Source organism: Microcoleus sp. Z1_B2 (assembly GCF_036700325.1).
Taxonomy (GTDB): domain Bacteria; phylum Cyanobacteriota; class Cyanobacteriia; order Cyanobacteriales; family Microcoleaceae; genus Microcoleus.
This window is the reverse complement of record NZ_JAUBOQ010000078.1, coordinates 1-18,538: the sequence shown is the minus strand read 5'-3', so window position 1 is coordinate 18,538 and position 18,538 is coordinate 1. Positions and strand designations below refer to the sequence as shown.

Here is an 18,538-nt window from a genome sequence, read left to right as displayed (position 1 = left end):
CTTAGTTGAATCCCTCCCACAATTCATGTGCAGAGTCAATTCTAAAATCTAAAATCTAAAATCTAAAATCTAAAATTATTGCTGGGCGGTTTAAACTGCTGAGTCTGGTCAGGAAAATTCTGACCCGGATTTAATATGAGAGCTTAGTTGAATCCCTCCCACAATTCATGTGCAGAGTCAATTCTAAAATCTAAAATCTAAAATCTAAAATCTAAAATTGCTAGACTGACGGGCTTTATACTGTTTTTTCTGCTAAACTGCCCCGGAATATGTCAATAAATGTTTGATAACTGGTATGATTTACGTGCTTCGAGAGCATAAAATACTCGGAAGCAACCAGTGGGGCCAGACACAAACCTCACTATAAAACGCCGTAGAGGGAAAGATTGCCAGTACCTTGAAGGAAGTTCTCGATCTCCTTAACAGGAGTCAGAAGCCCACATCACAATCTATAGATTTGATGTAGGAGTGTCACATTCTAGAGCGCATTACAGGACAGGCTGAAGTAATGGCGAGACGACAATCTGACCAATTCCACACACCACCGCAATACAACCCATCCCCTAAACCGACGGCACAGTTCAGTGCAGAGGCGACAGGCGATGCGAGTTCCTTCGTAACGGCTGCGCCGACCGAAGGAAAAAGAACTTTTTGGCAGTGGCAGCTTATCTGGCTGAGTCTCCTGGTGGGATTTGGAGTAACGGGGGCCGCTGCATTTCTGTGGTTGCTGACGATGCCTCCACCGCCCAATTGCCAGCAACTGTCGCCGCTGGCGGCGGACGGAGAGCGACTTTACTGCGCTCAGCAAGCTGCTAAGTCGGGCAAGCTAGAACAGCTAGAATCGGCAATGGCATTGGTGCAGGCTTGGCCGAAAGAACATCCGCTATACTCGCAAGGTCAACATTTGATAGGGGAATGGTCGAAGGCCATTCTGGGATTTGCCAGGGCAAAAATTGAGAGGGGCGATTTGAAAGGTGCTCTGGAGATTGTGGCGAAAATTCCGAAAACCAGTCGGTCTTACCCCGAAGTAGAAGAGGCTGTGACTGCTTGGGAAAAAAATTGGCAGGAGGGCCAAAAACTCTACGATACAGCCCTAGCAGCTTTGAAAAGTGAGGATTTAAGGAAGGCTTGGGATTATGCTCAAGCTTTGTTCAAGCTGGAAAATATTTTCTGGAGTCAGAAGCGTTACAACGAGCTGATAGGGCAGATTTCTTTGGAAAGAAACGGCTGGCAGCGCTTGCAAGAGGCTAGAGATTTGGCGAAGGACGAGACTCCGCAAAAGTTCGCTGAGGCGATCGTCCTAGCTCGAAAAATAGACTCGCAGCTTTTTGCCCGCGCTAAAGCTGAGAAGGAAATTGAGGGCTGGAGCCGGACTTTGCTGGCAATGGCGACTAAGCGGTTGGGGGCGAAAGATTTGCCGGGGGCGATCGAGGCTGCTTCAGTTGTGCCGCAGGATTCCCCGCTGTTTGCGGAAGCTCAAGATTTGATGCAGTTGGGTAGGGCTCAGGCAGTGACGTGGAACCAGTCGATATCAACTCCGCTGCCGCAACACATTTTTAGCTTGCTGGAAGGGAAGGGGGCGGCGAGCCAAATAGCTCCGGGTCGCCCTCTGTATAAGCAAGCTCAAGTTCAAATTGAAAGTTTGCAGGTGCAGTTTCAAGATTTGCTGCGTCTGCAAGTGGCCAGCACGATCGCGAGTTTCGGTCACATAGGGACGTTTGGACTCGCGATCGAGCAAGCGCAAACTATCGGAATCAATCAGCCGCGGCGGATTCACGCTCAAACTTTGGTGGCTGCTTGGCGCCGAGAAATTCAGCGGATAGAAGACCAATCTTTTCTGACTCTGGCGAAGCAGTTGGCAGAAACGCAAACGGTTGAAGGACTCAAGGGCGGCATGGCTCAGTTAGTCCTGGTTGCTCAAAACCGGCCCCGCAGAATAGAAGCGCAAACTCTCTTGGCTGAGTGGACGAAACGCATAGAAGTTATTCAAGATCAGCCTTTTTTGGATGAAGCGATCGCCCTGGCGAAGCAAGGAAAACTTAGTGCTGCTATTGAAAAAGCTTCGGCAATTAAGAGCGGTAGGATTTTGTACGCGAAAGCTCAGGATAATGTCTATCAGTGGGTGAGCGAACTGCAAGTGGCTCAAGACAGACCGATTCTAGATCGCGCTGCGGAATTGGCATCTCAAGGCAGTCTAGGAGCGGCGATCGATACTGCTTCCCAAATCGGTTACGGTAGGGCGCTGTATTCAGAGGCGGCAGGTGCGATCGGGCGCTGGAGTGCTGAACTCAGAGCCAACAGTGCGCCCCCGCCGGAACCCGCTCGCGAGTACGCGCCGGAGCCCGCTCGCGAGTACGCGCCAGCTCCAGCAGAGGAGTACGCGCCAGCTCCAGCAGAGGAGTACGCGCCAGCTCCGCGACAGGAGGAGTACGCGCCAGAGCCAGAACCTTACTATCCGCCTGCGAGAGAGCCGGAACCGGAACCTTACTATCCACCCGCTCCGGAGCCGGAACCTTACTATCCACCCGCGAGAGAAGAGGCGCCGGCCCCGGCTCCGGAACCGGCTCCTCCGGCTCCAGCTCCAGAACCGGCGCCACCCTCGATTCCTGAATCGGTTGGGCCTCCTGATGCTAATTTGCTCCCGGAGTAATTGGGTTTTCGCGCGATCGCTCTCTAAAATCTCAAAACTAAAATCAAGTGAGTAATTTCCAAGTGCTGACGATCGAAGGCGACCCCATTTTCCGGCTGGGGCTGCGAATCGCTTGCGAGCAGTATCCAGACTTGCAAGTTGTTGCAGAGGTTTCAACCCCAACCGAGGCTTTGCGAGTTCTAGAAACTCGCTCGCTCGACTCTGGAGCAGCCAAGAAGCCCGCAGATTTGGTAATTTTGGCTGTTGAGACCCTAAATTTGCGATCGGGTCAAATAGAGGCGGTGGCATTTTGTCGCCAACTCAAAAGTTTGTACCCCAACCTGCCTCTGTTGCTGCTAGGCGGGCAGCTGACACCGGATCTGTTGGCGGAGTTACAGGCGACGGGCGCGAATGGCTATTGTCCTAAAGGTAGAGATATTTCCCTGACAATCGAAGCTATTCGCGCTGTGGCGTCTGGTTGCACTTATTGGGCGCCGGATGCGAGAGCTAACTCGGAAATAGAACTAAACGCAGCGGTGGTTCAAACAGTAGAAAAATCCGCAGTAATTGTAGATAAAAATGCAGAGAATTCGACAGTTGATACGCCAGTACACAAAAAAATGCTGGCTCATTTGTGCCTCTCTGGACTGCGCGAAATAGATGCAACTTTGGCGGTTGTTCAAGCTGATTTGCAAGAGATCAGATCCGCCGAACCGACAGATTTGCCCTCTATTTTAGATGGGGTTGTACTCAGCGGGCGCCGCAGGGAATTGCTCGCAGCTCGCTGGATAGTCAGTCAGTTATTATTTGAAGGGAAAGGGGAGAAGGCAGAAGGCAGAAAGCAGAGGAAAGAAGGCAGAGGGGAGAAAGAAGAAATTAGAGGCGAGAATTTGTTAAAGAATTCTCAATCGCAATTAGCGAAGTCCCAAGTTTTGGCGGGATCTTTGGTGGTTGCAACTAATTGGCAAGGTAGCTTGTTTGACTCGGCGGCAGCTAAATTGCAGTTTGATTTGGTGAATTTGACTGGCTTGCCTTTGGAAATCGATATTTTGCGATCGCCCAAAAAGCGTGAATTGATGAGTTCCATCCTGCGGAAGTTAAAGGATTTGCTGGAAGAATTGCGCTTTTCGCAAGTGCAGCAAACTCAATTGTCGCAAAAAATGCCTGCTATTTTACGGGATTTGTGGCAGGCGACAATCATAGATTTTTTTGGCAGATACTATACACTGCAAACGGGAGAAAATCTGGTTTTTGATGACAGTCAAACAAGCTTGAAACTGGCAGAAAGTCAAGGGGAAAGCGCTGCTGATATCTTGGCAGGCAGCGCTGTAGAAGTTGTGCCGATGCTGCTGGCAGATGCTGATGTAGTTGCAGCACAAATCCTTGATAAAATACCGATGACAGTTGATTTATTTGCACATTTGCTATTTGAAATTCCTCTAACAGTTGACAATATTTCTTGTGTTGCTGGCAGCCCGGAAGCGATGCAGCGAGCTGAAGCTTTGTTGGAAAATTTGGCAATTCAAGTTGCTAGCGGAGTTGTACAGCCTCTACTAAATAATTTGGCAAATATTGAAGAAATCAAGCAAATTTTTTACGATGGTAAGTTGATTTCGACGCGAGAAATTGAGAGATTTCGGAATGAGTTGTCGTGGAGATATAGCTGGGATAGATATTTTGTGGAACCGAAAGCTATTTTTGAAAGCAGGTTTGGGCTCTTTGTTTTGGGCGATTCGGGAATTAAGAAAATTTCTATTTATGCTCCGAGAAATCTGGAGTTAGCACAGTTGTCTGGGTGGCAGTTAGCCTTGACTTTGCTGCTGGAAACCAGGGATGCGATCGCACCTAGAGTTCGCGCAGTTATTTCGCTGTTGGGTGCTGGCGTTGTTTACGTTTTAACTCAGGTTATAGGGCGGGGAATTGGTTTGATAGGGCGGGGAATTATCCAGGGGATTGGTAATTCTTTGCAGGATAGCAAGTTTGGGAAAAATGGGTAATTATTTACAGGATATTCTAGGTTATAGAGTACACTAAAGCCAGTATATTAACAGGAAAATTAAACTGTACTTCATAAACCCGGAGTTTGGTCGGCATCTTGTAGCTGCAACAAAGCTTCGGTAACGCTCAATTAGGGTTCTCCCCGTTCCCAGGCGTAGACTAAATTAACAGCAGCTTTTACCGGAGTTTTCCCAACATCAGACCAAGTGTCCTTCGAGAGTAAAGCCGAGGTAATGTACTCCGAGGCTGCATTTTCATCTCTCTCTTCAAAGGTGACGAAGCTTGTGGGATAGATGCTTAAAGTTTGGTAGTCTGTGCGGGGTAGTGCTTCAAAGTATTTGCGGATAACAGCGGGAATTTTGGTGTCTTCTAAAGGTTGTGCGCTCAGAGATTCGATGAAGGTGATGGCGTTCGATTGAGCGACGATGTTGATGCCGTCGCGGGGGAGTTTTAAAAGTGCATCGGATTATAAATCTTATGCTTTGAGCTTGTAGATATAGCAATCCTAAATCATTTGTGAATTTCTTACTCCCTCCCCGCGGCTTCGGGGAGGGTTGGGGTGGGTAAAAAATTTATGACTCATTTAGGATTGCGATAGTTAAAATTTGATGCTCTTGGGTAGTTGGTACTGGCGAGTAGAGCAATTACACTAACTAATTTAACCTGTACACGCAAATATTAGGGAATAATTAGGAGGTGCTAATAAAGAATTTCCTCCCACATCGTCTAGGTGAAAATGGTCACCTTTTTTACTATCATGAGGGAAGAAATTTACCAATGACCTACCCAGTATATTAAAAGCAGATTTAGAACCTTCAAAAATCAGACGATTATTAGTGATACAAATTTTAATTAAACTTTTTCCCCCCGGACTTTCCATTGGTAATAACTTTATTGAAATGGCTTCCAAGTTTTCAGGATAAAACTTGGACTTTACTTGCTCTGCATGAATAGTTAAATCTTGACTAATTCCAAGGAAAAGCGTTCCCAGTTTGCTTAGACCGCTTGCCGAATCAGATATTTGTATTTCTGGTTCGTTCCAATTACCATCAAATAAAATATACATAGCTTGCATCCTTATTTAGTAATCTGTTGGCGTAATTGTTGTTGGGTCAATTGGAATATGAGGATCTGCTAAAGCACCCCCTTGAATAACACCGTCAAACTGTGTTTGAAGATTAAGATGCGATCCTAACTGCTGTACATGAGGAGTGTTAGAATTTACATCAAAACCTACACGTCGTGTGACTCTTGTACCCGTAGTATTTGCAAACTCTTGAATTGCTTGAACACCAGTCGGAGTTTCAATGAATCGCGTTGGTACATCGGGTTCCAGAAACTGCTCAGCTCTTTCAAGGGCTTCATCAAGGCTGATTGGATCTCCACCTCCAGCACAAGTATTATGAACCAGCACCCCCAACTCCGAGACAAAGTAAGTCGGGATACCCTCAACATTAAAATTGTCAACCTCAAACGGTCCTTCCCGCTTCTCAACCCGATCGACCTCAACAACCCGACCATCTCCAGTCTGCAACAACGACCCAACAACTAAATCCTTCGCCTCAATCCACCCTTTATCCGGTATCCAGAAAGGATGTTCTCCCGTAGTAGAAATTACCTCCCCATCTGCATAAAGGTCAACCAGCACATGAGTTTCCCGTACAAAAGTCTCCAAAACCTGCCGCGTCTCAATCCCCCGGAAATTTTCTATTTAAGGAGTTCTCAAAAGTTGATTGCATCGCTCTAGTACCATTAGCTCAATCTTAGGTAACATTTCTTGAAGATAGTCATCTTCTTTGCCTGCATAGGGAATCAGTTTGAAATTGGCTTCAATCTTTTGCAAAAAATCTATAATGTTTTCAGGTTTTCGGGCATCTAAATAATTTCATGCCAAAATTCACTATCTGTGGTAGAGCCTACAATTTCAGGAATTTTCATTAATATATCTTTACTATTGTCGCCAGTTCTACTTCGTATGTATATAGTTGCAGCAGCTTGAAAAAAAATAGTAAAATCCGAAGCTATTAATTTAGAGTCTTGATAAGATTGCCATCTAGCATAAGCCATTATTTGTGCAGTCTCAGTGTTTAATAAAATCACGTATCCATCAGAACCTGCTATTAATAAATAGTTATAGGGACGTTCGCCAATTCCCCACCAACGTAAAACAGTTTCTTGCTTTATATTATTTTTGACAAGATATTCTGCATAATTTTCCTTATTACCAAACCAAACTCCACCTAATGTTAGGTTGCCGCAATCATATTGAAGAATAATTTGTTGAAAAGATTCTGGAAGTTTTGTTTTCAAAATAGATTCCACTTGTTTTAAAATTTCAATATTTATGTTAGATTGCTTTATGATTAAATCACTAAAATCCGATCTAATCTCAGTCGGAATTCCCAGAAAAAGCTGTTTCATTTTTTCTATAATTTCAGGCAATTTAAATAATAAATTTTCCATATCTTGAATATCTTTTTATTTTTATTTGTGGTGAAATGATCCACCTAAACCAATGTGAGTACCTTGGGGAACTGGGATAGCATGAGCACCTAGATCTACATAGGGATCGGTTTTGGTGATTTGTTGATTTATTAATGATTAATAGCAATTTTTTCGGTAATTAGGGGATTTTCCATTGCTGACACATTGATTTTATTGCATTTGCCTTATTCCTTATTTTTTATTCCTTATTCCTCCTTCGTTCTTGCTTCTGCTATAAAATGTTTATGGCTGGTGGTATTATAACTAAATGCTATCCAGTTGACAATCAAGCAATTGGGTCTCTTTCCCCCGGATTCATCGGTAGAAGCAAACTAAAATCTAACATAGGTTGACATTTTATGAGTATTATGATAGCGATAGATGCCGATCGCATAAACAGTTTAGATTTGTCTCCGGTGCGGACTGTGATTGAAAAGTGGCTGGCCGAAGGAGCGATCGCCCAAAACGAACAGCAGCTACAATTTGAAATTGAGTATCCGCGCGAAGACTTAGATCCGCGAGAAATTTCGGAAATTCCCGAAGTGCGGCTGTGGTTTATTCGCTTGGATGCTTGTTATCCTTGGCTGCCATTTTTGCTGGATTGGAAAGCAGGAGAATTGGCGCGCTATGCCGCAATGTTGGTGCCGCACCAGTTTCACCGAACCCAAGGTATTCAGTACAATCCTGAAGCTTTGGAAATGTTTTTGATGAACAAAATTTTTGTGTTGACTGATTGGTTGAATCAGCAGGGAATCCCCAGTAAATCGAAGTTGATGGCGATGTCGCAGATGTTTGGTTATGATTTGGAAGATGCTTTTTTTGATGTGATTGTGCCGCACAAATAAGCGAGCGCGCCTCTAATTAACATACTCCTAATTAGGTAGGCTACTCTATACCTTAAGACTAAGAACAAAGGTATAAACCCGGTTTCTTCCCTTGTGGGGCGGGCTTTCCAGTCCGCCTCCCCAGCTATAAGTTCCATCCACAATAGCTTAATTAATCTTAACAGCAACCGCAATCCGGCTTTAATACAATACTTTACCCAGCGCGCCTCAAAAAATTGTTGCTGGACTTCAGAATTTTCTCAGAATTGAGAGTTAGTTTAAAGAGACAACGATCGCCCGATTCAATCGATCGAGGAAATTGCCCATGAAAACAGATTACCTCATCGTCGGCAGTGGTTTATCAGCACTGGTTTTCGGAGCTTTGATGGCAAACTCCGGCAAAACCGTGCACATCCTCGAAGCTCACGAGCATCCCGGAGGCTTTGGTCACACCTTTACGATGGCCAAAAAATACACCTTTAATGCCCAATTCCACTACGTGTGGGACTGCGGCGAAGGACATACAGTCAATCGAGTTCTCAAAAAACTCGGTCTCGATCGAGATGTCACCTTTGAGCGGTACGATCCGAATGGCTACGACCACATGAGAATGCCTGGGTATGCGCTGGATATTCCCTCGGAACCAGAGGAACTGATCCGCAGATTGTCGGCGCTGTTTCCCGAAGCGGGCGAGAGAATTCGCCAATTCGTCAACGAAGTCGAGAAAACCGGCGAAGGACTAAGAAAACTCGCTCCTCCCGTCAAACCAATTGAATTGCTCAAAAATTTCGGGGACGTATTCTGTGCCGTCCAACACCTCAACAGTACACTTCAGGACGTTTTCGACAAGTTCCAACTCCCGCAAGCCGCCCAAACCCTATTAGCCCTGCAATGGCCGGACTTTTTGCTGCCTCCAAATCAGCTTTCTTTCTATGCTTGGATTGCCTTGTTTAGAGGCTATCAAGAAGGTGCATTTTACCCGACGCAGCATTTTGAAGATGTTATCAATTCTTTAGTTAAAGTCATTGAATCCAACGGGGGGAAAGTTCTACTAAACCATGAAGTCACGAATTTTAGGGTGATAAATAGAACAGTAACTGGTGTTGAAGCGATGGATTTGACCACCAATCAAACCCATGAATTCACGGGCGACACGGTGATTTGCAACCTTGACCCGAAAAGAGCGGCCAAGATGATTGGAGAGGAACTGTTCTCTAAAACTGTGCGGCGGAAACTCAACTATGAGTATTCTGCATCTAACTACATGGTGTACTGCGTTGTCAAAGATATCGATCTCCGAGACTATGGATTTGGCAAGTGGAATACGTTTCATTCTGAACACTTGGATCTAAATGAAGCGTTTGCTCAAATGTATGAGCAAAATGATTTTTCTCGTCCGAGTTTTGCAATTACAACGCCAACTTTACTGACCCAAGCGCGGCGGGATTGTCCAGAAGATTGTCAAATTGTCGAATTTCTGACTGTTGCTAATTACAGCTATTTTAAACAGCTTTGGGAGAGCGATCGCAAAGCTTACAGACAGAAGAAACAAGAGATTCTGGACTCAATTTTAGATGTTGTGGAAAAACACTATGTTCCGAATTTCCGCAAACACATGGTCTTTCATATTACCGGAAGTCCGACGACTAACGAGCGCTTCTGTTGGTGTCCTAACGGTAATTCCTACGGTTCCAGCCTGACGCCGCGCAACATGGGAGTCGATCGACTAAATCATGAAACATCCCTCAACAATTTCTATTTCTGCAACGCCTCCTCGGGCTATCCAGGCTTTGCACCGACATTTTGGACGGGGGCGCTGCTTTATCAACGTTTATCCGGCGATGCGATTTTAGGCTAAGCAATGCCAATTAAATAACGGCGATATCTCGTAGGTTGGGTTGAGGCTTTGCGAAACCCAAAATTTGCTGATATCTGTCAGGAAACGGCAAGATTTGTAGGGATAGATGATTGCCGTTTCGTACCGATAATATCGGCATTCAATTAATATCTATTCAACTAATCAATAGCGGGACAGTTTGCAGTGTGTACCTACATATAAACCTTAGAGGTAAGTGTTGTAATAGCTATCAAATACAATTCGTCAAAAGAATGCAACCGTAGGCAATATTCCGACCACTAGCTTCATCAATTATTCCCAATTATTTCATCAAAAATCGAAAATACAAAATCCACAATGGTATAACCTATCAATCTAGGAGTGAACTATGAGAATTGCAATTGTTGGGGGCGGAGCGAGCGGTATGGCAGCAGCCTACTGGCTCGATAAACAGGGACATCACGTCACTGTGTTGGAAAGTCAGCCGATTTTAGGCGGACACATTCGGACGCTGAACAAAAATGTTGTACCCAACCAATCGGAGTGCAATGAAATATTAGAAAATGGGGTGCTGGAATTTCCCACTGTGTTTTACAATTTCGTGGCTTTTATGCAGGATCTAGGGGTGCAATTAGAACCCGTGCAGATTGGTTCAGCGCTGTTTTTTAAAGATGGCACTCACTTTTTGTCTGCGGTATCTATCCAAAAGAATTTCACCGGAATCCAACGCCTAATCGAGTATTTGCGACTTGATAGTCTTTACGCTCGTTCGGCGGGATTTATTTTAAAAATGCGGTTTGCTAAACAGCATGATTTCTACGATGTGCCGCTTTCTCAGAGTTTGAAAAGTTCGTGCATCCGCAATTATTGGCTGAAGTTGCTGACGATGTACAGCTACTCGATACCGTTTGAATTGCTCGACAATTTCCCGGCAGAATTAGCGATGCCTGTTTTGCGCGAATATGGCTCTGTCAACTGGGTGAGGATTAAAGGCGGGGTGTATTCTTACATTGAAAAGATTTTGGAGCGATTTAAGGGCGATATACGGCTAAATGTGGAGATTGCCAATATTTTTAGAAGTGCGAATGCTGTAAAAATTGTGCTTTCTGATGGGGAAATCCAGGAATTTGAGAAGGTGGTTTTTGCGATGCCACCAGATCGAGTTCTGAGGTTATTGTCTGATCCGACTGATGCGGAAACGAAGCGGTTTTCCGCGTGGAAAGCCAATTATGCAACGACTGTACTGCATTCGGATACATCGATGTACGATCGCTATGGTATCCGCAAGTTATCAGAATTTGATTTTTTCGAGACGGACAAGGGATGGGGATATAATGCGAGCTTGAATCAGCTTTGCGGTATCTCCTCCCCACGAGAGTACAGTTTAGCTTTTCAACTGCAGGAGTCGATCGCCCAAAAGCAGATTATTCACATTCAGAAACATCACACGCCGCTGTACACTGTCGAGTCTTTTCGATATCGAAATGAAGTTATCGAGACTAATGGCGAGAACAACACTTATCATGCGGGAGCTTATTTGGGGGATGGTTTGCACGAAGGAGCCATTACCTCTGCTTTGCGAGTCGCGAAATTAATCGGGTGAGCTCAATTGTGATGCTACAAACTCTCGCAAATATCAGTAAATTTCTTGCCGGTGCAACACTCTCACAAAAGTAATGATGTCGGCATCAAAAGTTAAACCAATGCGAGAGTCGTACACTCGGATGCGAAATTAATTTTTGGCCTTGCCTAAGCTGCGACACCACGTGCTGCAGTTAAGTAGACATCATTGCTCAAAGATGGGGGGATTGTTGATCCGGCTAACTGAGTACCCTCAAAGTTGGTTCCCGTGAAACTTGCGCCGCTCAAGTCGGCTTCGCTCAAGTCTGCATAGCACAGCCTAGCCCAATCGAGGTTTGCCTGCACCAAAGAAACCCCCACCAGATTTGCCCTGGTTAAATCTGCTCCCATCAACTGGACGCCCCGCAACTGAGCCCCGCTGAGATTGGCAGCTAACAAGTTCGAGCCTTCCAGGTTTACCCCGTTTAGTTTGGCTTCACTCAGGTTGACGCCATTGAGATCCGTCCTGCTCAGGTCGATGCCATTGATATAAGCTTTGCTGAGATAGATGCCTGTTAGTTGAGCGCCAAAAAGCTTTGCACCGCTGAGTTTTGCCCCTCCGCAGTTTGCCCAGTTGAGGTTGGCTCCCGTGAGGTTGGCGCCTCGCAGGTTGATGAATTGCATGTCGGCTGTACACAAATTGGCGTTCCAGAGGATGGCGATCCGCAGGTTGCTACCGATGAGTTGGGCGCCACTCAACTTTGCCCTGGGCAGTTTTGCTTTGACGAGGAAAGCTCCGCTGAGATTGGCTTTTGTCAGCTCTGCATCGGCTAGTCTGGCTTGACCCATTTTGGCAAAACTCAGATTTGCCCTGTAAAGGTTTGCGTCGTTGAGTTCTGCTTTGGTGAGATGCGCCCGACTCAGGTTAGCTCCCGACAGGTTAGCCCTTGAAAGGTTGACGCCAACTAACATAGCTCCGCTGAGGTTTGCTCCGCTGAGGTTTGCGTCAGCAAAGTCTCTGTTTCCATTTTCGTATTCTTTGAGCAGCTCGGTTACTTCCATACGGGTCACATTCCTTATAGCGGAAATTAATCTAGAAATAAACACTCTTTATAAGTATTTTATCTCAAAAGGAGCGGACTGGATCGCACTTTCTTGAAAGCGGACAATTAACTTTATATTTATACATATACTTGGTGCTTTTTCCCTAGTCCCGATCGTTTTGAGGTCATAACCTGAAACCCTTGATTTACTTAGCCTCTAGTGTGCTTGGGCAAGGGTTGCGATCGTACTGAGATCCGTGAAACCGTTATTCTTAGTAGGTAAGCCATCAAACACTGTCCGAAGTGTTAATCAATAGTTAAAATCAATATTTTTGTTGTCCACTGTGACTAACAGCTTTTTTAAACCGAGACTGCAAATTTGTTGGTTGTGTTTGCGTCAGGTGTCGCGAAGGCTGGCATGGCCATAGCTCCATATTTTATCTGCTGTCATTCGATTTTAGATTTTAGATTTTAGATTTTGGATTGACTTGCGCGAGATCAATTCGGGGGCGTGAGGATTTTAGATTTTAGATTTTGGATTGATTCCACGGATAAATCACGTGGCGGGTACCACATGAAGAAATTCGCTTGTCATTTTTCAGGAAAATTAGATGTGGAACAACAGCTTAATCAGCCCGAATTTTTCTCGGTAGTCTCGCAGCAGTTCTGCTCGTGCTTTTCAATATTTCCTTTAGTCGATCGGGTGAAAAGTAATTTCAGACATTGTAATTCTGAGGAATTTATCGATATGCCTAACGGTAGAGGGTATTCGTTCAAAACCTAGCGGATAATATACTGCATATGGTACAAAACTAACAGCGATTAATATCTGTATAGCAGCACCTCGTCTACTGGCAGTTAGGCAAATGTGTCAATCTATGTTATGCTGAGTCAAAATTGAGGAAGAATCATGTCAAAAGAAAGAAAAAGCAACAAAGAAGTCAAAAAGCCAAAGAAACAACCTGATGGTGTTGCTAAGCCGAAGGATGACAAAAAAAATTATGGTAGCACGGACGGCCGCAAATAGAGATAGCGGCCACTCTCGGAATTGCGATTAATTTTGTGTAATTGTCATTACTATCGATTTTTAACAGATTTAAATATCCTATTTTGGGATAATCCGAAAACAGGTTTATTATATCTAGGGAATATGCAGTGCTAAACCCAAAGTATAATGAAATCTGTTTTTAGCCATGAATATCAAACATTCTGTCGCCGATCGAATTTAACACCATTTTTTTAGACTTGGTTGAAAAAAAAGATAGTTCGATCGCCCAATCCCATCAAATCCCATCAAATCTATCACAGCGATATCTCAGTCACCGCAATATTACCCTCAAAACACACGTCAACATCAGTCCCCGCCGCCCGATCGCGCGATCCATACTCTCCGGCATAATAAAAGTATTCTCCCTCCACCCGGTAAACCACAGGCAGTGGCTGCGTCGAAGGCTGGCAAAACACAATTTCCGGTTCCGCACTTCCCGGCGCTAAATGCGGCAAATTCACATTCCAGAAACACCCAGACTTGGGTTCCCGGTTGAGCAAATCTGCTAACACCCGCGATGTCCAGCGAGTAGCGACATCCCAGTCAATTTCGAGCGGCCTTTTAATCCGGTGGGAAATTGCGATGCCCGGAATACCGTGCATCGCTGCTTCGCGCACAGCCGCCACCGTACCCGAAATATAAACGTCAACCCCCAAATTGCCGCCCGCGTTAATACCCGAAAGCACCAAATCCGGCTTCGCACAAACGTGATGAAGAGCGATACGGACACAATCGGCCGGTGTTCCCCCTACAGCATATTCCACGGACGATCGCCGATCGACATGAATCGGACTGTGGGCTGTCACCTGATGCCCGCAGCCGGACAATTGGCCTTGGGGAGCAACCATAATTGTTTTGCCCTTTACTGCTTGCAAAAGTGCTTGAATGCCGGGAGCATCGATGCCGTCGTCGTTGGTTAAAATTATCGTCATTAAAAATGTGTCGGTTTTATAGAACCGATTTGAGAGCGCAGAGGCTGGCAACCTTCTGGTAGTTCTAGCCTAAATTGGTTGTTGGTTAGTGGCGATCGTCAGTAAGCTGTTCGGCATTTAAAGGACTTGCGTAAGGTGCGTCAGCATCTAAGGTTTTCCGTTTCAGCGTAAGGGTTCGCGAATGACGCACCCTACTAGCCTCGTTACTGGTTTAAATGCTCCACAGCTTATGAGCATTGCCACACATTTATATCATCGCATTAATTGAACAATTGCCCCAGAAATGTGGCGCGCCACATTTTAGCCGAGTCGCACCTTGATATGACAGCTAAAGCGACTTGTTACGCTTGCCCCAGTGCAGCATTCATGACATCAGTGTCGATGCAAACATCAATTAATCACATAATTTTTTCCTCGGCTCTCCCCGATGCTTTGTCTTAAAAGTAGCAGATGATACTAAGTATCTGAGACTGAACGTTGAAACTCTCGATCGTGCTAAATTCTTAGCTTGCGTTATCACCATAAGTACGAGAGAGCCGATAATAAGTTAATGTCGATTCCAATTGCGCTTTGACGTAGGGGAGGAGAGAATAAATATCAAATTTTTATCAAAGATAGTATCTAAGTTACTGTCCTCATTTCCCCTTCATAAATCAAATACTTATCTACACTGTTACCATTATTACATTGTAACTCAGGAGAGCCAGATGAACGAACCCACTCAAAGCAATACCAAAGCAGGCTGTCCCCCAGTTCCTCAGTCGATTATGAGCGCCAGTCGGGAAGAACTAGATCGCATCGATTTAGAATAGTTAATGAAAAGGGTAAGGTTAAAAAAACGATCATTCTTTCAGGATACGAAATTATAGAAAATATTTACGAAGGAGTCAGAACCGTTGTTTATCGAGGGATAAGAAATCGGGATCGACAGCTTGTCATCGTTAAAATAATAAAAAATGATTATCCTAGCCTTGAACAAATCACCAATTTAAGGCAAGAATTTATAATCACTCAAAATTTAGAGTGTGAAGGAATTGTCAAAACTTACAAGTTAGAGAATTATCAGAATAGTTTAGCGCTGATATTAGAAGATTTTGGGGGTCTATCCCTTTATCATTTTATGGCAGCCAATAACCTGTCAATAACCGAGTGGCTGAGGGTAGCGATCGCTCTATCCGAAACTTTGATCTATCTCCATCAAGTACCGATCATTCACAAAGACATTAAGCCCTCAAATATCATTATCAATCCAGCGACAGGAAAAGTAAAACTGACTGACTTTAGTATTTCATCGCGCTTGGAATTGAAAAACCAAAGCATTAGCAATCCCAACTTGCTAGAAGGGACTCTCGCTTATATGTCACCCGAACAAACGGGAAGGATGAATCGCGCAATTGACTACCGCACGGATTTCTATTCTTTGGGAGTGACTTTCTATGAAATGCTGACCAACCAGTTGCCATTTAGTACCACCGATCCGATGGAGTTGGTTTACTGTCATATTGCCAAACAACCCGTCCCACCTAAAGAGGTAGCAGAAATTCCTCAAGCGGTTTCAGATATTGTGATGAAACTGTTAGCAAAAAATGCGGAAGACCGATATCAAAGTGCGGCGGGATTAAAATTTGACCTGGAAACTTGTTTGCAGCAATTGCAGACAACTGGAAAGATTGAAAATTTTGCCATCGGTCAACGCGATCGCGGCAACCAATTACTCATTCCCCAGAAACTTTATGGTAGAGAAACCGAAGTCCAAATTCTTCTAGATGCCTTTGGACGAGTCAGCCTCGGTGCCACCGAGATGATGTTAGTTTCCGGTTATTCCGGGATTGGTAAAACTTCAATCGTCAATGAAGTTCATAAACCAATTGTAGCAGCTAGGGGATATTTTATTGCGGGTAAGTTTGACCAGTTTAAGCGCAACATTCCCTATGCGGCGTTAATCCAAGCATTTCAAGAATTAGTTCGTCAGCTATTAACAGAAATTTCCGAACACATTGCTATTTGGAAAGAAAACTTATTAAAGTCGCTAGATAATAACGGTCAAGTTATTATTGATGTTATCCCCGAAGTCGAACTAATTATCGGTAAACAGCCTGAAGTTCCTCAACTGGGTTCATCGGAATCCCAAAACAGATTTAATCGGGTCTTTCAACAATTTATTCGCGTTTTTTGTCAACCCGAACACCCGCTAGTCATATTCCTAGACGATTTACAGTGGGCAGATTCGGCATCTCTAAAGTTAATTCAACTCTTAGTCACTGACCCAGATAGCAAATATTTGTTAACGATTGGAGCTTATCGAGATAACGAAGTCAGTCCCGTTCATCCTTTAATTCAGACAATAGAAAAAATTCAAGAAACTGAAACGGCGGTGAATAATATCACCATTCAGGCGCTGGCTTTGGATAGCGTCAACCAATTAATCGCCGACACTCTCGATGCCAGCGTAAATTCAGACAAAATCAAAGTTTTTTCCGAGTTACTTTTTAATAAAACCCAAGGCAATCCGTTTTTCTTAACGCAGCTACTCAAAACCCTGTACTCGGAAAATCTGCTGGTTTATCAAGTAGATACAGACCGCTGGGAGTGGGATATTCAACAAATACAGGCGATTGGTATCGCAGATTTCAATATTGTTGAACTGGTTGGTCGCAATATTCGCAAACTCCCTGAAAAAAACCAGAAATCATTAAAATTAGCGGCTTGCATCGGCAACCAATTTAACTTAGAAGTTTTATCAATTGTCAATGAAGAATCAAACTTAGCGACGGCTGCTCATTTGTGGGAGGCAATGCAAGCGGGTTTGATTCTGCCGCTGTCTGAAAATTACAAAATTCCTCTAGTCTTTGCCCAGGAAGAGTTGGCATCTATACGCGATATCAAAGTTGACTACAAATTTTTGCACGATCGCGTGCAGCAAGCAGCCTATTCTTTGATTCCAGAATCGGAGAAAAAAGCCACTCACCTGAAAATTGGTCAACTACTGCTGAATAATACAACAGAGCAAGAGCGAAAAGATAATATTTTTGCTCTGGTTAACCAACTGAATTTTGGCACAGATTTGCTAACTAATCAGTCAGAAAAAGATGAGTTAGCCCAATTAAACCTGATTGCTGGACAGAAAGCAAAGGCAGCTACTGCCTATGAAGCCCCTGTTAATTATTTGAATGTAGGTATAGAACTCCTGAGTCAAGATAGCTGGGAAAGTAGATACGATGTGACATTTAATTTTTATCGGGAAGCGGCGGAAGCCGAATATCTCAATGCCAATTTAGAACGTGCGGAAATTTTGTGCGATCGCACTCTCAAAAAAGCCAAAACAATCCTCGAACAAGTCAACTTATACGCACTGAAAATTAGGCTTAACCTCGCTAAAAACCAGAACAATTCTGCGGTAGATACCGGACTGCAAGTTCTAGAAATGCTGGGAGTGACCATATCTCAATCACCGCCGCAAGAACTCAATATTGAGGAGTTAGCTAACCTGGCAGAAATGACCGATCCCTACAAGCTGGCGACTATGCAGTTTTTAGTTCTTATATTCGCACCTGCTTGCTTTGCAGAAAGCCCGCTATCGCTACCAATTCTATATACTATGATCGAACTTTCTCGTCAGTATGGGAATTCGCCACAGTGTACTTTTGCATATTCCATTTACGGAATATTCGTGTCTTGGCTCATACCAGATATAGATTTGGCCTATCAACTTGGTGAACTTTCTTTACAAGTATTAGAGCAGTTAGATGCCAAAGAGTTTCGTTCTAAAATATTGGTTAATGTTTCGATCGGTATTACGCACTTCAAAAAGCATACTAGGGAAACTCTAGAACCCCTTCGTCAAGCAATTAATAGCGGCTTAGAATTTGGAGATATAGAATATGCTTGTCATGCTGCTGATTACTACTGCGCTCATCTGTTTTTTAAGGGCGAGCATCTAGACTACGTGCAAGAACAACAAAAACACTATATTGATTTTGCCGATAACTTGTCCCAAGAACACCAGTTATATTTACTCAAAATCCTCGGTCAATTAGTAGAAAATTTAAGGGGGATGACAGATAATAAACTGCTTTTGATTGGCAGCATATTAAATGAGGAAGAAGCTAAGCTGTTGCACATTTAAACTGTGATACAAGCATTACCCTTATTTTTAATTTTTCGACCCCATTTAATTATTAAT

Annotated in this window: 11 protein-coding genes; 6 read left to right on the top strand and 5 right to left on the bottom strand. The window is 44.1% G+C overall.

Annotation, left to right across the window (positions count from 1 at the left end):
- The first annotated feature begins 508 nt into the window (after window positions 1-508).
- A complete protein-coding gene (locus QT984_RS28375; RefSeq protein WP_333208738.1) occupies window positions 509-2,650 on the top strand; it encodes a hypothetical protein in 2,142 nt (713 codons plus the stop codon).
- Window positions 2,651-2,697: 47 nt separating this feature from the next.
- Window positions 2,698-4,626 (top strand): DUF3685 domain-containing protein, encoded by a 1,929-nt coding sequence (locus QT984_RS28370; RefSeq protein ID WP_333208740.1) that lies wholly within the window; start codon window positions 2,698-2,700, stop codon window positions 4,624-4,626.
- Between the two features lie 659 nt (window positions 4,627-5,285).
- On the opposite strand, the gene QT984_RS28365 is transcribed toward QT984_RS28370, so the two are convergent.
- From QT984_RS28365 to QT984_RS28355, 3 genes are all read right to left on the bottom strand, one after another.
- Entirely contained in the window at window positions 5,286-5,702 is a 417-nt protein-coding gene (locus QT984_RS28365; protein ID WP_333056298.1) for a hypothetical protein, read from the bottom strand.
- A 6-nt stretch (window positions 5,703-5,708) separates the two neighbouring features.
- Window positions 5,709-6,302 carry a Hint domain-containing protein gene (locus QT984_RS28360; protein ID WP_333056297.1) on the bottom strand — a complete coding sequence of 198 codons (594 nt, stop codon included), beginning with the start codon at window positions 6,300-6,302 and terminating at the stop codon, window positions 5,709-5,711.
- Between the two features lie 200 nt (window positions 6,303-6,502).
- Window positions 6,503-7,090 carry an SMI1/KNR4 family protein gene (locus QT984_RS28355; protein ID WP_333375460.1) on the bottom strand — a complete coding sequence of 196 codons (588 nt, stop codon included), beginning with the start codon at window positions 7,088-7,090 and terminating at the stop codon, window positions 6,503-6,505.
- Window positions 7,091-7,470: 380 nt separating this feature from the next.
- On the opposite strand from QT984_RS28355, the gene QT984_RS28350 reads away from it, so the two are divergent.
- The 3 genes from QT984_RS28350 (at window position 7,471) to QT984_RS28340 (ending at window position 11,375) form a co-directional block, all read left to right on the top strand.
- Window positions 7,471-7,956: a CRR6 family NdhI maturation factor gene (locus tag QT984_RS28350; RefSeq protein ID WP_333056295.1), complete on the top strand. Its 486-nt coding sequence runs from the start codon at window positions 7,471-7,473 to the stop codon at window positions 7,954-7,956.
- A gap of 304 nt (window positions 7,957-8,260) precedes the next feature.
- Window positions 8,261-9,793, top strand: a complete 1,533-nt coding sequence (locus tag QT984_RS28345; RefSeq protein WP_333275134.1) for an NAD(P)/FAD-dependent oxidoreductase — start codon at window positions 8,261-8,263, stop codon at window positions 9,791-9,793.
- A 367-nt stretch (window positions 9,794-10,160) separates the two neighbouring features.
- Complete coding sequence (locus QT984_RS28340; RefSeq protein ID WP_333056291.1) at window positions 10,161-11,375, top strand: FAD-dependent oxidoreductase; 1,215 nt, start codon at window positions 10,161-10,163, stop codon at window positions 11,373-11,375.
- A gap of 146 nt (window positions 11,376-11,521) precedes the next feature.
- On the opposite strand, the gene QT984_RS28335 is transcribed toward QT984_RS28340, so the two are convergent.
- Together QT984_RS28335 and surE are read right to left on the bottom strand one after the other, a co-directional pair.
- Window positions 11,522-12,394, bottom strand: coding sequence for a pentapeptide repeat-containing protein (locus QT984_RS28335; protein ID WP_333056290.1), 873 nt, complete (start codon window positions 12,392-12,394; stop codon window positions 11,522-11,524).
- 1,283 nt (window positions 12,395-13,677) lie between these two features.
- Window positions 13,678-14,355 (bottom strand): 5'/3'-nucleotidase SurE, encoded by a 678-nt coding sequence (surE, locus tag QT984_RS28330; RefSeq protein ID WP_333056289.1) that lies wholly within the window; start codon window positions 14,353-14,355, stop codon window positions 13,678-13,680.
- Window positions 14,356-15,163: 808 nt separating this feature from the next.
- Between surE and QT984_RS28325 the strand changes: the two genes are divergently transcribed.
- Window positions 15,164-18,481 (top strand): serine/threonine-protein kinase PknK, encoded by a 3,318-nt coding sequence (locus tag QT984_RS28325; protein ID WP_333056360.1) that lies wholly within the window; start codon window positions 15,164-15,166, stop codon window positions 18,479-18,481.
- Window positions 18,482-18,538: the final 57 nt, after the last annotated feature.